The 15,015-nt window shown below is 41.6% G+C and carries 9 protein-coding genes; 2 read left to right on the top strand and 7 right to left on the bottom strand.

The features are described 5' to 3' along the window. Positions 1 to 262: 262 nt before the first annotated feature. The 5 genes from SAGCYANO_RS24945 to SAGCYANO_RS24930 form a co-directional block, all read right to left on the bottom strand. Positions 263 to 3,163 carry a cadherin-like domain-containing protein gene (locus SAGCYANO_RS24945; protein WP_202222554.1) on the bottom strand — a complete coding sequence of 967 codons (2,901 nt, stop codon included), beginning with the start codon at positions 3,161 to 3,163 and terminating at the stop codon, positions 263 to 265. A gap of 715 nt (positions 3,164 to 3,878) precedes the next feature. Further along, entirely contained in the window at positions 3,879 to 4,004 is a 126-nt protein-coding gene (locus SAGCYANO_RS48015; RefSeq protein WP_255502693.1) for a hypothetical protein, read from the bottom strand. Positions 4,005 to 4,103: 99 nt separating this feature from the next. Then, complete coding sequence (locus SAGCYANO_RS24940) at positions 4,104 to 4,256, bottom strand: hypothetical protein (protein ID WP_202222553.1); 153 nt, start codon at positions 4,254 to 4,256, stop codon at positions 4,104 to 4,106. Continuing rightward, positions 4,243 to 8,145, bottom strand: a complete 3,903-nt coding sequence (locus SAGCYANO_RS24935; RefSeq protein ID WP_202222552.1) for an Ig-like domain-containing protein — start codon at positions 8,143 to 8,145, stop codon at positions 4,243 to 4,245. Before SAGCYANO_RS24935 ends, SAGCYANO_RS24940 begins: the two co-directional genes overlap by 14 nt. A gap of 146 nt (positions 8,146 to 8,291) precedes the next feature. Beyond that, the gene (locus tag SAGCYANO_RS24930; RefSeq protein ID WP_202222551.1) at positions 8,292 to 10,562 is read right to left on the bottom strand and encodes a recombinase family protein; all 2,271 of its coding nucleotides are present in this window, start codon (positions 10,560 to 10,562) and stop codon (positions 8,292 to 8,294) included. A gap of 1,043 nt (positions 10,563 to 11,605) precedes the next feature. Here SAGCYANO_RS24930 and SAGCYANO_RS24925 point away from each other — a divergent pair. Next, positions 11,606 to 11,926, top strand: a complete 321-nt coding sequence (locus tag SAGCYANO_RS24925) for a hypothetical protein (protein WP_202222550.1) — start codon at positions 11,606 to 11,608, stop codon at positions 11,924 to 11,926. Then, the gene (locus SAGCYANO_RS24920; RefSeq protein ID WP_202222549.1) at positions 11,923 to 12,297 is read left to right on the top strand and encodes an aspartyl protease; all 375 of its coding nucleotides are present in this window, start codon (positions 11,923 to 11,925) and stop codon (positions 12,295 to 12,297) included. The genes SAGCYANO_RS24925 and SAGCYANO_RS24920 overlap by 4 nt, the downstream gene beginning before the upstream one ends. A gap of 145 nt (positions 12,298 to 12,442) precedes the next feature. Here the strand turns inward: SAGCYANO_RS24920 and SAGCYANO_RS48010 are convergent, their stop codons facing one another. Both SAGCYANO_RS48010 and SAGCYANO_RS24915 read right to left on the bottom strand, forming a co-directional pair. Next, a complete protein-coding gene (locus SAGCYANO_RS48010) occupies positions 12,443 to 12,574 on the bottom strand; it encodes a hypothetical protein (RefSeq protein ID WP_255502692.1) in 132 nt (43 codons plus the stop codon). An 80-nt stretch (positions 12,575 to 12,654) separates the two neighbouring features. Further along, positions 12,655 to 15,015, bottom strand: a 2,361-nt coding sequence (locus tag SAGCYANO_RS24915; RefSeq protein ID WP_237396657.1) for a tetratricopeptide repeat protein, incomplete at its 5' end; no start/stop codon positions are given.

Raw genomic sequence — 15,015 nt, 5'->3', positions numbered from 1 at the left:
GGAATTATATTACTCCTATTTCTCCGCAACCTTAGCCAACGGATGTCTTTTCCACTGCAGGTTTCCCCTACTCCCCTACGGGCGAATGCCATTCGCCCCTACTCCCTATGAGGAAACAGAGACACACCGGACGCGGCCTGTAGGTGACACCCTATCTCCCCCTCTCCGCATCTCCGTGTCCTCAACAACCCCCTCTCCCTTTCTCTGTCTCCTAAAGAACCCCCTCTCCGTGTCCTCAAGAAGCCCCTACGACCCTAATCTCTTAAATGAATTTAAAGTCTGAAGAATCAATAATAGTACTAATAGCATCAGCAACAAGAGGTATATTATTAAGAACTGCTAAATCAAAAGCAGGATTACCATCATCCTCAAGATTCGGGTCATATCCTAAAATAACTTTACTATTCAAACTATTATTTACATAGATAAAGAAAGCAGGACTTGTTCCCGAACCATTTTGATTATTCAGAATAGAATTAACTTGCTGTACATTTTCAAATCTATTCTCAAAAATAATAAGTTCTTGACCACTTATATCCTGACCTTGGGAACCCAAATTATCCAGAGAAACTATCACACTAGAAAACTCTGTAGCAGTGCCAGGAGGATTAGTTAAATTGCCAAAATTATTGGATCTAAACAAGAATACATCTGCATTACTACCATTAAAATCAGTAATTACATCTACTCCTTCATTAGGAACTTCAAAAAAGAAAGCATCATCTCCCTCATTACCAGTTAACCTATCTGCACCAAACCCACCACTCAAAGAGTCATCACCTATATTTCCATTGATACTGTCGTTACCTTCATCACCACGGATAAAATCATTTCCTTCATTACCATCAAGAGTATCAACCCCTGCACCACCACTCAAAGAGTCATCACCGACCCCACCAGCAGCACTATCGTTACCTAACCCACCGAATAAACTATCGCTACCAGTTTGACCAAGAAGCAGGTCATCATCAGCACCACCGTCTAGAGTATCATTACCAGAATTACCTCTTAGAGTATCATTTCCAGTATTACCAAATAGAGAGTCATTATCATCTTCGCCAGATAAAGAGTCATTACCCGTACCTCCGTCTAGGGTATCGTTACCCTGTCCACCTGCGAGAGTATCTTGTTGTTCTGCTCCTAATAATAGATCGCTGCCATCTTCTCCTAACAAAGAGTCACTATCAGCACCACCATCTAGAGTATCGTTGCCTACTCCTCCGAATAATGTATCAGCTTGTTCTGCACCAAACAAAGAATCATTACCAGCTTCACCTAATATAGAATCTTCGTCCGCTCCTCCATCCAAAACATCATCTCCAGCACGACCACTAATAGTATCCTCTCCAGCATTTCCGAGAATGTAGTCACTTGCGGGAGTACCGTTAATAGTATTATCACCAGCTCCACGTTCAAATACATTATCAACAACAGTAATACTAAAAGATGTAGTTGGAATTGTGCCATTATCGCCATCAGAAACAGAAAAACTAAATGGAAAGCTACCTGCTGTGTTACCAGGGGTATATAGAATCAAGTTGTTATTAATATCAGCTTGAGAAAAAGTATCGTCATCATTGATACTTTCATCAACTAATGTCAGATTACCTTGTATGGGCGCCCTGATAATATTGTAGGTAATTTCTTCTAGTGTGTTGTCGGGATCTGTAACTAAAAGATTAGTATCGAATATCGTTTGTCTTGGTCCACCTCTCTCGGCAATGATACCTCGGTTGTTAACTAACCGGGGTGAGTCATTGACTTTAATATTAACTTGGGCAGTATCGGAACCACCATTGCCGTCACTAATACTGTAACTAAAACTGTCTTGTCCGAGGAACCCAGTATTGGGAGTATATATGTAGGTTGTACTGTTTTCTTGTACTAATGAACCATTTTGTGGTGTACCGATGGCAGAAATACTAAGAGGGTCTCCATCTGGGTCAGAGTCATTTTCGAGTAGTTCTTGAGTAGTAAAAGTTAATGGTTCATTTTGATTTGTAGATAAGTTATCGTCCTCTGCTTCCGGGGGGTTGTTGGAAGGTTCTGGAGTTTCTGTAGGTGTTGGTTCTGGAGTTTCTGTGGGTGTTGGTTCTGGAGTTTCTGTGGGTGTTGGTTCTGGAGTTTCTGTAGGTGTTGGTTCTGGAGTTTCTGTAGATGTTGGTTCTGGAGTTTCTGTAGGTGTTGGACTTGGTGAAGTTGTTGGTCCAGGGGGTGTGGGTGTGGTGAGTGATAATGTGACAAAATCACTAGAGTCTATTGTGCTACTTTCAACTCCTTCTAACACTGCCAAAAAATCGCCGTTCGTACCACCGACACTAATAATAGTATTATCGGGGTTGTCTTCTGATGCAAAAATACTTAGTTCTTCAAAAGTCAAACCATTGCTCAGACCAATTAAATCTTCGTTACTGAAGTCATTAATAAAATCTGCACTGCTAACTCCTGGACCTCCTGAGTCACGAGTAATATTAAAAGTATCTTGTCCTGCTCCTCCTGCAAGTGTATCTGCACCAAGGTCTCCAGAGAGAAAGTCTGCGCCAACACCTCCTGCTAGTGAGTCTGCATCTTTTCCGCCAAACAGTAGATCGTCTCCTGTATTACCTTCTAGAATATCTCTACCTGTTTCACCAAATAATGTATCTCCACCATCATTTCCTAATAAGCGGTCGTCACCCGCTCCACCAACTACTGTATCATTACCTATGTCCCCATCAGCAAAATCATCCCCCCGGTCGCCGAATAATAGATCGTCCTCTCCACCACCAACAATACTATCATTCTCTTTACCTCCATAGATAGTATCATTGCCTTCTTCCCCCAAGATAGTATCACTGTCGCGATCGCCAAATAATACGTCACTACCACTACCTCCGAACAGAGTATCTAAATCTTTACCACCTCGTAAACTATCATCTCCCAGACCTCCGTTGAGAAAATCATTTCCGGCATTTCCGTTCATTTGGTCTTGACCTTCGTCTCCCAGGAGAACGTCATTGTCATCTAGAGCAAAAACTGTATCATCTCCGAACAATGCTAAAATTGTATCTGCGACTGTACTCCCAATAATGGAGTCGCTGAAATTAGTTCCTTCTGCTAAACCTTGAATAAAAATTGGTGGTTGTAGTTCGACTTGTTGTTTAACTCTTTCTGTTTGTGCCATTTTAATTTTTCCTGATAATTGCTATTAGATATTTATCGAAAAAAGGGGGTAGGGACGTTCCATGCAACGTCCGTACGGAGTAGGGAACCCACCCCTAACCCCTCCGGTGGAGGGGAAATAATTGATAATTTCTGTGGGATAATTAATTTGATTTTTTATTATTACCAGATGTCTATTTTTTTATAGACAAAGGAACAGAAAATTCACCTATTCCCTATTTCCTTTTCCCTGCTCCCTATTTGTGAGGTAGTTCGACTTGTTGTTTAATTCTTTCTGTTTGTGTCATTTTAATTTTTCCTGATAATTGCTATTAGATATTTATCGAAAAAAGGGAGTAGGGACGTTCCATGCAACGTCCGTACAGAGTAGGGAGTAGGGAACCCACCCCTCGCCCCTCCCCGACCGTGGAGGGGAATAATTGATAATTTCTGTGGGATAATTAATTTGATTTTTTATTATCTTTATACCTTATGGGTTTAATACCCCACCGTCAGCGGTGGTGCAAATGCGGTTGGTGGGGTGAGATACCCCATCGACTCCATTCTCCTGACTCCTGACTCCTGACTCCTGATATCAAATCCGTTTAATTCGGCACTTCAATAATTGATAATTGATAATGGATAATTGATAATTACCTCTCCCTAAAAGGAAGAGGATTGAATCAAAGGAAAATTTTTTCTTGTTTCTCCTTAAAAGGAGAGGATTTTTACCTTAATTATTCGGTAAAAAATGTTCCATCTTCAACGATTACCAAATATTTCTCCATCTCCCCCTCCTCGGAGGGGTTAGGGGTGGGTTCCCATCCCCATCCCCCCATCCCCCCATCCCCCCATCTCCCCATCTAATTACACCGATGCTACCGGATTTGATATGACTCCTGACTCCTTCTTCAATGGAGATGTCTATTTTTTTATAGACAAAGGAACAGAAGTAAGGATATTCAGTTAGACAATAGGGTAAAAAGGTTGAAATTTACTCCCCTACTCCCCACTCCCCACTCCCCACTCCCCCACTCCCCCACTCCCCCACTCCCCCACTCCTGTAAGGGCGAATGCCATTCGCCCCTACTCCTTCTTCCTTTAAATAAACTCAAAATCACCAGCATCAATAATGGTTGAAATTTGGTCTTCTTCAGGTGTAATAGACTTAAGTATACCAAGCTCAAAAGCAGGAACACTATCATCAGCTAAACTTGTGTCATAACCAAGGACATATTTGCCACGTTGACCATTTAGGTAAACAAAGAAAGCAGGGCGATCGCTTGAGCCATTTTGTACATTCAAGGCAGCATTAACTGCTTGTGCATTATCAAACTTACCTTCAAAAATAATCAACTCTGCATCACCAATACTCTGACCTTCCGATCCGGTATTCTCATCCTGGAGAATTACACTAGAAAAACCGCTATTAGTTAAACCGCCAAAGTTAGCAGATGTAAATAAGAATGTATCATCATCACCAGGGCGATCGAAATCTATGACTGTATCAATACCTTGGTCTGCCACTTCATAGAAGAAGAAATCATTCCCGGCACCACCTGTCAGTCGGTCAGACCCAGAACCACCAGCTATAGTATCACTACCAATACCACCATTAATTCCATCATTGTCATCACCACCTTGGATAGAATCATCTCCTATATCACCAAGAATGATATCCTGACCAGAACCAGCATCGATAGTATCATCACCATCATCACCAACCAGAGAGTCATCACCTCCTTCTCCAAATATTGAATCGTTCTCTGAACCACCTAAAACGGTATCTGCTCCTGGACCACTATTAATAGTATCGTTGTCAGAACCACCGTCTATAAAATCGCTACCATCTCCACCTGTTACCGAGTCGTTGTCAGCTCCACTGCGAATGGTATCATTACCTGCATTACCAGCTATGGTATCTCCACCATCTGCTCCCCGAATAGAGTCGTTACCTTCTCCTCCAGTCATACTATCGCTGCCTTCTCCTCCTGATAGGTTGTCGTTACCTGCATCTCCAGAAAGGATATCGTTGCCTGTCTCTCCAAAAAGACTATCGTTGCCATCACCACCAAATAAGCTATCGGAACCATCACCACCTCTGAGAGTATCTTGTTGACTGCTACCAAATAGACAGTCATCACCAGAGTTGCCAAACAGAGAGTCGTTTCCTTCACCACCATCTATATAGTCACTACTACCGAGACCATCAATGGTATCATTTCCTGCTAACCCCAAAATATTGTTACTTAGGGCAGTACTTGTAAAGTTATTCGCTTCATTTGTTAATATTTTAGTATCATCTACAATACCAATACTAAATGAATTTTGAGGAATCTGTCCGCCAGCAACATCAGAGACTGTGTAGCTAAAAGAGTCACTACCTGCCGTATTATCTGGAGTAAATTGTAGTAAGTTATTGTTGATATCTTCTTGAGTGAAGGTATCTCCCTCCCGTAAACGAGCACTACCTCCTATTCTCAGGTCGCCTAAGTCTGGAGCATCAGTAATTGTGTATGTTAACTCATCATCTGAATTGTCAGCATCTGATGCTTGCAAATTCTTGGAATTTATAAACCGTATACCCGAACCAGCTTCAACTACTATACCAGTATTGTTAACTAACTCTGGCGATCGGTTAACTGTGATAGTCACATTAGCACTATCAGTACCCCCATTACCATCGCTGATAGTGTAACTGAAACTTTCTGTACCTACAAAACCATCATCTGGGGTATATTCAAATAACCCATTGCTTTTCTCCACTAACTCTCCATTAGAGACCGATGTAAAATCAGTGACTGTCAGAGGATCGCCGTCAGGATCGGAATCATTTTCTAATACATTAAATTCTACCAATTTACTTTGGCTAGTTGCTACCTCGTCATCTGCTGCATTTGGCCTCCGGTTAGGAACGGGTGGAGGTGTAGGGTCTATAGGAGGTGTAGGGTCTGTAGGAGGTGTAGGGTCTGTAGGAGGTGTAGGGTCTGTAGGAGGTGTAGGGTCTGTGGGAGGTGTAGGATCTGTGGGGTCTGTAGGATCTGTGGGGTCTGTAGGGTCTGTAGGGTCTGTAGGGTCTGTGGGGTCTGTGGGGTCTGTGGGGTCTGTGGGGTCTGTGGGGTCTGTAGGGTCTGTAGGGTCTGTAGGGTCTGTAGGAGAAGGGGTAGGAAAAGGAAATCCACCAGAACCAATGAAATTACCAGCATTAATAGTATTACTGTCAACTCCTACTAATATTGCCAAGAACGGACCATCAGAACCATTCTGAATAATGGTATCACTGCCTGCACCAGTGGGACTTTGGAAAATAACTAAGTCGTCAAACCCAAGACCTCCTCCTAAACGAATTAGGTCAGCATTACCATTGAAGTCAGCAATAACATCTGCCTGGAAAATTTCCAGACCACCATTTTCAGGACTAATGAAAAAGGTATCACCACCCTCACCACCAATCAGAGTATCTGTGCCTAAACCTCCTATTAGACAGTCGTTACCAATATCTCCTTGAACCTGGTCGTTACCATCTTGACCATCTATCGTATCATTATCTCCTTCACCACTGAGTAGGTCTGTTCCTGAACCTCCAAAAATTGAATCGTTACCGAAACCGCCAAATGCTTCATCATTGCCTTCTTCACCAAAAATAGTATCGTTGCCAGGGTCTCCAAATAAGCGATCGTTACCTAGACCGCCATTAACAAAGTCCTCCCCGGCACCACCGCTAACAAAGTCGTTCCCCTCGCCACCAAGAACATTATCGTTACCATCTCCACCTAAGACAGCATCATCTCCTCTGTCACCAAATACCTCATCATCTCCTGCATCACCAGAAACACTATCATTATTTCTACCGCCATAAATAGTATCTCGACCATCCCCTCCACTAACTGTATCATTTTCGCGATCGCCAAATAATATATCATTACCCTCCTCTCCTAAAATAAGATCGTCATCTTTACCACCACGGGCGTTATCATTTCCTTGGTTTCCTACAACTGTATCATTACCTCGACTACCATTGAGAGTATCGTTATTGTCACCCCCTCTGATTTCATCATTACCACCTTGACCAATAATAGTATCGTCACCCACCTCTCCAAATATGACATCTACTTGGTCGCTTCCAATTAAAAATTCATTATTGGGAGTGCCTCGGAATACTCCCTCTACTCTGATGGGCGCTCCTTCACCAAGAACACTGATGTTAACTGTTGCCAGAGAAGTGCTAGTACCATTGCTTACAGAATAACTAAAACTATCTGTTCCAATAAAAAATTGTCTGGGGGTATAAGTGAAAGTTCCTGTACCATTTTCAAGTAATGAACCATTGGTGGGTAAGCTAAAATTACTAACAAATATTGAATTTCCTGAAGGGTCGATGTCATTTTCGAGGACATTAAAACTAACGACTTGACCCTGGTTAGTTGTTACTTCGTCATCGACAGCTATTGGTTGTGGTGGTGGTACTGGCGAAGCAGTTGGTGGTGGTGTCTCTGATGGGGTTGGTGTGGGTAATAGCTGAAGCTCGCCACCAACAATTAAACCAATTAAATTACCCCTATCATCTCTAACTTCGATAACTTCTGTTGGTGGTGGGGTTGGTGCTAGTGTTGGTGGTGGGGTTAATGTGGGTGTGGGATCTGGTGTTTCTGTCGGGGTTGGTGCTGGTGTTTCTGTCGGGGTTGGTGTGGGTGTTTCTGTGGGTGTTGGTGTGGGTGTTTCTGTCGGGGTTGGTGTGGGTGTTTCTGTTGGAGTTGGTGTGGGTGTTTCTGTTGGAGTTGGTGTGGGTGTTTCTGTTGGAGTTGGTGTGGGTGTTTCTGTTGGGGGTGGTGTTTCTGTTGGGGGTGGTGTTTCTGTTGGGGGTGGTGTGGGTGTTTCTGTTGGTGTGGGTGTTGGTACTGGTTGTAATGGCACAAACTCACCAAAATCATCAATAAAACCTCGTATAGGAAAGCCATTTATTATCCTTGTAGTTATTTGAGCACCGAAATTTGACGATGGCATTATTGTTCTCCTTCTAAAAACTATATTTAATTAGTTTGCGGTCTTGCTTGACAAATACTGGTCTTTATAGTATATAAGTCATTTATTTTTCATTAGTCCTCAATTTGGCCAAAAATTATAATAGCCATTCATTGTAAATTGCCCACCTAAGCAGTATTAGATATAGAACTATAGACCAAGGGTAAAAGTGGCCCGGTTTGTTCCTGTCCATTAACAGCTAAATCGCTATGACAAAGATAAATCCGATATTCATTTGACTCATTAACTGAATTATTGTTGCCATAACCTACAGGAGAACCTACACGACTTAACAAATCTAACAAAATTTTTCGCAGTCTTTCCCGATCGGATTTTTGCGTATCTTCAATGGTCCAACAATTCCCTAACTGACTCTGCAAAAATAATGGCGCTCCATAGAGAGTTGCAGAACCTCCGCTTAACCATAGAGGAGAACCTATATCTAACCAAAACTGCCATCTATGACATCTACGACTAGCTCGGTATTGAAAAACTGTGGCCAAAGTAATTGCTGGGGGAGAGTAACCCATGGGCCTCACGGGAACAGGATTTGCACTAACCACTCCTTTGCGTAAAAATTGGATAAATTTTTCTACTGTACTAGAGGACAAGTCTTCCTCCACCGAGTCATTAACAGTAGAGGTTGTTACCGAAAATTGGGAACTTTTTTGCAGTCTGCGCTCTACATCCCAATAATGAGTAGCAGTTTCCATCAACTCTCGTAGTGCTGCTAACTCAGCAAAAGAAAGATAGCTAGACATAAAGAATTTCTGAATTGCTCTGTCTAACAAGAATATCGGGTTAGGCAGTTGACGTTGTTCTTGTTGCGATCGCTGTTCTTCTATCCATGCCAAAATCTCATTATAAACACGAGTTGCTTGATACCCGACTCTGTCCCATCGAGAAAAAGCTTGTATTGGCAGCAGGTGTGGATGTGTAATATCTGGATAAAAGCAATGGTCTGCTAACAAACCTGCGCGCACTGGATCTATATCATTAGTTTTCTGTAAACTTTCTTGACCATCGGTTTGTTTTTCAGGTTTGCCAATAGACCTTTGACTCAATACAACCAACATTTCTGCCACTGCATCACGGTCTACCAAACGTCCTAACCCTGGATAAACCAAAGTTAAAAGACTCAACAATGCTCGGATGGTGGGATAGCTAATGAGAGGACGTTGGTCTTTGAGTGACTCTACAGCAATTCCATGATGGTTGAGAATTGAAATCAAACTATAACGAGCAATAGCATCTAAACCAGGAGCTATTATTGCCACTTCTTGAGGTTCAACTATACCCAATTTTATATCTTTAGCGATCGCCTCTGCTGTCTTTCGTAACAAAGCTGCTCGCGATCTAGTCTGAATTAATTGTAAAAAAGCCGGAAGTTGGAAAATAGAAGAATTAAGACTATAAGTATCCAGGACTAACTCAACAATAGGTTCTCCTATTTCTGTAGCTAAATTTTCCTCTGTGTCTAATACTTCAATTTGACAGCGTTTCTGCAGTTCTGCTAAATATTCGGGGTCAGCTCCCAGACCTAATCTAATACCACCATCAGGATTATAAGTAAAAACGCCTAAAGTTCCATTATCTAACAGAAAATTGCATAAATGACTAGCGATCGCTGGATATTCATCCACATCATCTGCCAACAAAAATGGATAACGGTCAATTAGATATTGCTGATAATTAGGGTTTGGTAATAGATACCGCCAGTACAATTCTGTAATGATACCATAAGTTAGCAAGCATCTTTCTAAACACCAAAGTCGCCACTGTTGCAGTAATTCTACTATATTCTCATAGAATTCCCCTGAATCTACCTGCTCAAATCCCTGTTGTAAAATCATTGCGGTCTCTTCTATAGGCGTGCAACTGAAAGCAGCCAATTGAAATAAGTCGAGAATGCGGCGTATCATCCGCTCTCTAGTTACTCCTGGCTGTTGCAATAATCCTTTCTCTATGTGAGGACGCCAAACTCTGCCAGCAAGTTCCTGTTCTGTTTCGGGCCGTAGTCGTAATGGAAATTGTGCCTTTAAGTCCAAGGATTCGATTAGCAATGGCCAGAATAAGTTGACTTCATCTTCAAAAAAACCTAATGGAGTAGTTGAATGATAGGGGTATTGTTCTGATGTCGCCTCTGAAATTCTGTCCATCAAGTCAATTCGATTATTTGCATTAGCTGCCAATATGAGTATCTTGGGCGAAGTGTGGAGGAATTCTGGTATTTGTGGGCGATCGTCTAAAGTATTGTCGGCATTTTCTGGCCTTACTGGCCTAACAATTTCATTGAGGGGAGACTTGAGATTTTGGCCTCTGATACAGAATTGTTCTATTAAGCGACTTGTCTTACCGCTAAGAGTTGGCCCTGTAATCCAAAGAGAGCGATCGGGCATTGTTGGGTGTCCTTTAGTGTTGAGTTTTGTAGTTTTGTGGAATAGGCATCTTGCCTGTTCCCAAGCCCCCGCGCATCCCCCAAAATTGGGGGACTTAAAGATAGCAAATTGAATCTTGTTCCCCCCAAACTTGGCTTGCTCGGGGGGCAAAATTTGGCAAATTAACTAGCAAGTTTTCTATCAGTTCGCGACCTAGAATATCGTACTGTAAATTGCTATTTAAACATCTCCAACCTCTCGGTTTTAACCAGAGGTAATTATCAATTATCCATTAATGAACTGTTGCCTGTTCCCGAAGAGGTTATCTGATAAGTTCCATTTGCTATATCGCTCGCCCCCGCGCATCCCCCAAAATTGGGGGACTTAAAGATAGCAAATTGAATCTTGTTCCCCCCAAACTTGGCTTGCTCGGGGGGCAAAATTTGGCAAATTAACTAGCAAGTTTTCTATCAGTTCACGACCTAGAATATCGTACTGTAAATTGCTATTTAAACATCTCCAAACTCTCGGTTTTAACCAGAGGTAATTATCAATTATCCATTAATGAACTGTTGCCTGTTCCCGAAGAGGTTGTCTGAGAAGTTCCATTTGCTATATCGCTCGCCCCCGCGCATCCCCCAAAATTGGGGGACTTTTAGCAGCAAATAAACTCTTGTTCCCCCCAAACTTGGGGGGCTAGGGGGGCAAAATTTGGCAAATTAACTAGCAAGTTTTCTATCAGTTCGCGACCTAGAATATCGTACTGTAAATTGCTATTTAAACATCTCCAAACTCTCGGTTTTAACCACAGGTAATTATCCATTATCCATTATCAATTAATGAACTGTTGTCTGTTCCCGAAGAGGTTATCTGAGAAGTTCCATTTGCTATATCGCTCGCCCCCGCGCATCCCCCAAAATTGGGGGACTTAAAGATAGCAAATTGACTCTTGTTTCCCCCAAACTTGGCTTGCTCGGGGGGCAAATGCTAAAATTCAAAAAGATAGTACAATTTGGAATTAAAGGTAAATTTACCAATTCTGAATTCTATAAGGAATATTAAATATGACCCAAACAACACCCAGAAAAGTACCCAGGGGTATACAACAAAAGGGCGATCGCCCCCCTCTTTCCCCAGAAGAAATAGCCAGACGCAAAGCAGAAAAGGAAGCTTTTGCCGATCGGTGTCGGGAAATTTTTTGGCGAGTTTATCCAGATTTGGTGAAAGAACATTACGACTGGTTTATTTATATCGAACCCGATAGTGGAGATTATTTTCTGGATAGCGATCGAGATGTTGCCCGTCAAAAAGCTAAACAAAAATACCCTGGTGCTGTATTGATGGCAATGTGCGTCAATGAAACAGGAGCAGTTGGGAAAATATGATTCAAGGATACTTTGGTAGTAAAGGTGAGCTATTTTTTGAAATAGAGTTAATAGCTGCTGACGGTTCGAGAATCATAGTTGATGCTTTGCTAGATACTGGTTTTACTGACTGGTTGGCAGTAGATACTCAAGATGTAGAAAGTTTAGGATGGTCTTTTCAAGAACAAGAAGAAAAGCAGACAGCATTGGGAGTGGCAACTTTTAGTTTGTACCAAGGTGCAGTTTGTTTTGATGGTCAAGAAATGAAGATTCCTGTTGTTGTTGGTGATGGAATACCAGAGATTTTAATCGGTTTGTCTTGGCTGGAAAATCTGCGCTTGGTAGTGGATAGAAAAGCTGGTATTCTTACTTTGGAGAGCTTTTCAGATTAATAAAAACTGTTGTAGAAGGATTTGTAATGTGAGGAGGCGATCTTTTTGAGTTATCAGCAGCTAGACACAGATTCGGGTACGGATAAACTGATTAATTATTTGGCATCATCGGTGCTAGACACAGATTCGGGCACGGATAAACGGATTAATTATTTGGCGTCATATCAAATCTGTTTAATTCGGTATAAAAAAATGTTCTATCTTCAACCACTACCAAATATTTCCCCATCTCTTCATCTCCCCATCTCTCCGTCTCCCTAGCTTTCCATCTCCCCACACTCTTTATCTAATTACACCGATGCTACCGGATTTGAGATAGTCTGTGCATCTGTGGCAAAATCTGTGTCTAGCCCCTGTCTAGCTCTGTTGTTGTTGCCGACAACGTTCGAGATTTTTTTGCGTAATTTTAGTATGAGGATGTTCCTGACCTAATGTTTGTACAGACATATCTAATGCTTGTTGGTACAAAGGTTCAGCTTCTGAATATCTGCCTTGAGATTTATATAAAAGTGCCAAATTGTTGAGGTTGGTGGCAAGAGATGGATGATTTTCTGGTAGGGAAATTTTGTCTATTTCTATTGCTTGTTGGTACAAAGGTTCAGCTTCTGAATATCTCCCTTGAGATTTATATAAACCTGCCAAGTTGTTGAGGTGGGTGGCAAGGGATGGATGATTTTCTGGTAGAGCAATTTTGTCTATTTCTATTGCTTGTTGGTACAAAGGTTCAGCTTCTGAATATCTCCCTTGAGATTTATATAAACCTGCCAAGTTGTTGAGACTAGAGGCAAAATAAGGATGATTTGATGGTAGGGCTACTTTGACTATTTCTATAGCTTGTTGGTAGAAAGGTTCAGCTTCGGAATATCTTCCTTGAAAATAATATAATTCTGCCAAGTTGTTGAGGTCTGCGGCAAGAGATGGATGATTTGATGGTAGGGCTACTTTGACTATTTCTATAGCTTGTAGGAACAAAGGTTCAGCTTCTGAATATCTTCCTTGAGATTTATATAAACCTGCCAAGTTGTTGAGGTCTGTGGCAAAGGATGGATGATTTTCGGGTAGGGAAATTTTGTCTATTTTTATAGCTTCTAAGTACAAAGGTTCAGCTTCTGAATATCTCCCTTGATCTTCATATAAACTTGCCAAGTTGTTGAGGTGGGTGGCAAGGGATGGATGATTTGATGGTAGGGCTTTTTTGTCTATTTTTATAGCTTCTAAGTATAAAGGTTCAGCTTCGGAATATCTTCCTTGAAAATAATATAAATTTGCCAAGTTGTTGAGGTGGGTGGCAAGGGATGGATGATTTGATGGTAGGGAAATTTTGTCTATTTCTATAGCTTCTAAGTATAAAGGTTCAGCTTCTGAATATCTCCCTTGATCTTCATATAAACTTGCCAAGTTGTGGAGGTGGGTGGCAAGGGATGGATGATTTGATGGTAGAGCTATTTTGACTATTTCTATAGCTTGTTGGAACAAAGGTTCAGCTTCGGAATATCTTCCTTGAAAATAATATAAATTTGCCAAGTTGTTGAGGTCTCTGGCAAGAGATGGATGATTTTCGGGTAGGGAAATTTTGTCTATTTCTATAGCTTGTTGGTACAAAGGTTCAGCTTCTGAATATCTTCCTTGAGATTCATATAAACCTGCCAAATTGTTATAGACAGTCGCAATATCAGGATTATTTTTATCTAGCCGTTTTTCTACTATTTCTCTACATCTCTCTAACCAAGGTTGTGCTTGTGGATAAAATCCTTGACCTTCATAAAATCTACCTAACCTAATAAAAGGAACAATTAAATTACCATCACTCAAATACTCAGTCAAATGTTCTGCCACTTCCTCAATATGGGGAATATTTACCTCAATTTCCTCAACTTGCTCCAGTGTAATATTCTGGGGAATTTTCCTTGTCGCCTCCAAAGCCGTCACAACAAAACCACGCTTCAACTCATCCGCCTCTGAATATTCTCTCAATCTCATCTGCAAAAATTCCCGCACCAAAGGATGCAAACTATAAACCCCAGACTCAACACCCTTCAACAAATGCAGATTTTCCAAATCCCCAATAGCAATTTCCCAAACCTCCAACTCCTCATCATCCTCTATCCCATCCAACGACAAACGAAAAGGAGCCAAAGCATACAACCCCAACCTCAAACCTATTACTTGAGTATTCTCATCCAACCTATCCCAACTCAAAGCGATCGCCTCTGCCACACCATGAGGATAATTAATCAACTCATTAGCCTCCATCGCTTTATGTTCCAGACTCTTTCTCTGTAAACGCTGGAGCATTTTTGTCAAAGCCAAATTATCCCTATTCAAAGACTCCCAATACTCATCCAAATACCGCCCCACCAATTCGATCGCCAGAGGCAAATAACCCAACCATTTCACCAACTCCCTTGCCTTCCAAGGTTCCTGCAAAACCCTTTCTCTACCCAATATAAATTTTAACAACTCCATGGCCGCCAAAGGTTTCAACACATCCAGACGCAACTCCCGAAATGCCGAACCAAAATGTTTACGAGTCGTCAGCAGTACCCGAAACCGAGACAAGTCAGGAGGCAAAAAAGGCTTTACCTGAGATTTGTAGTCAGTCACATCATTATAAATAAGTAACGCCTCCCCCTCAGACCAATTTTGCCAACAGTAGCGCAACCTTCCCTCTAAATCTAAATCTTCCTCCTTCGGTAGAGTAAGTCCGAGATTATTCCG

It is taken from the genome of Okeania sp. KiyG1 (assembly GCF_014132355.1).
GTDB lineage: Bacteria > Cyanobacteriota > Cyanobacteriia > Cyanobacteriales > Microcoleaceae > Okeania.
Note: the sequence above shows the minus strand (reverse complement) of the source record. Positions and strands in the feature narration are given on the sequence as shown.

Excerpts from the sequence above, each read along its gene's own strand:
- SAGCYANO_RS24935 (WP_202222552.1), bottom strand. The coding sequence starts at position 8,145 with ATGCCATCGTCAAATTTCGGTGCTCAAATAACTACAAGGATAATAAAT.
- SAGCYANO_RS48015 (WP_255502693.1), bottom strand. The coding sequence starts at position 4,004 with ATGGGGAGATGGGGGGATGGGGGGATGGGGGGATGGGGATGGGAACCC.
- SAGCYANO_RS24925 (WP_202222550.1), top strand. The coding sequence starts at position 11,606 with ATGACCCAAACAACACCCAGAAAAGTACCCAGGGGTATACAACAAAAG.
- SAGCYANO_RS24920 (WP_202222549.1), top strand. The coding sequence starts at position 11,923 with ATGATTCAAGGATACTTTGGTAGTAAAGGTGAGCTATTTTTTGAAATA.
- SAGCYANO_RS24945 (WP_202222554.1), bottom strand. The coding sequence starts at position 3,163 with ATGGCACAAACAGAAAGAGTTAAACAACAAGTCGAACTACAACCACCA.
- SAGCYANO_RS24930 (WP_202222551.1), bottom strand. The coding sequence starts at position 10,562 with ATGCCCGATCGCTCTCTTTGGATTACAGGGCCAACTCTTAGCGGTAAG.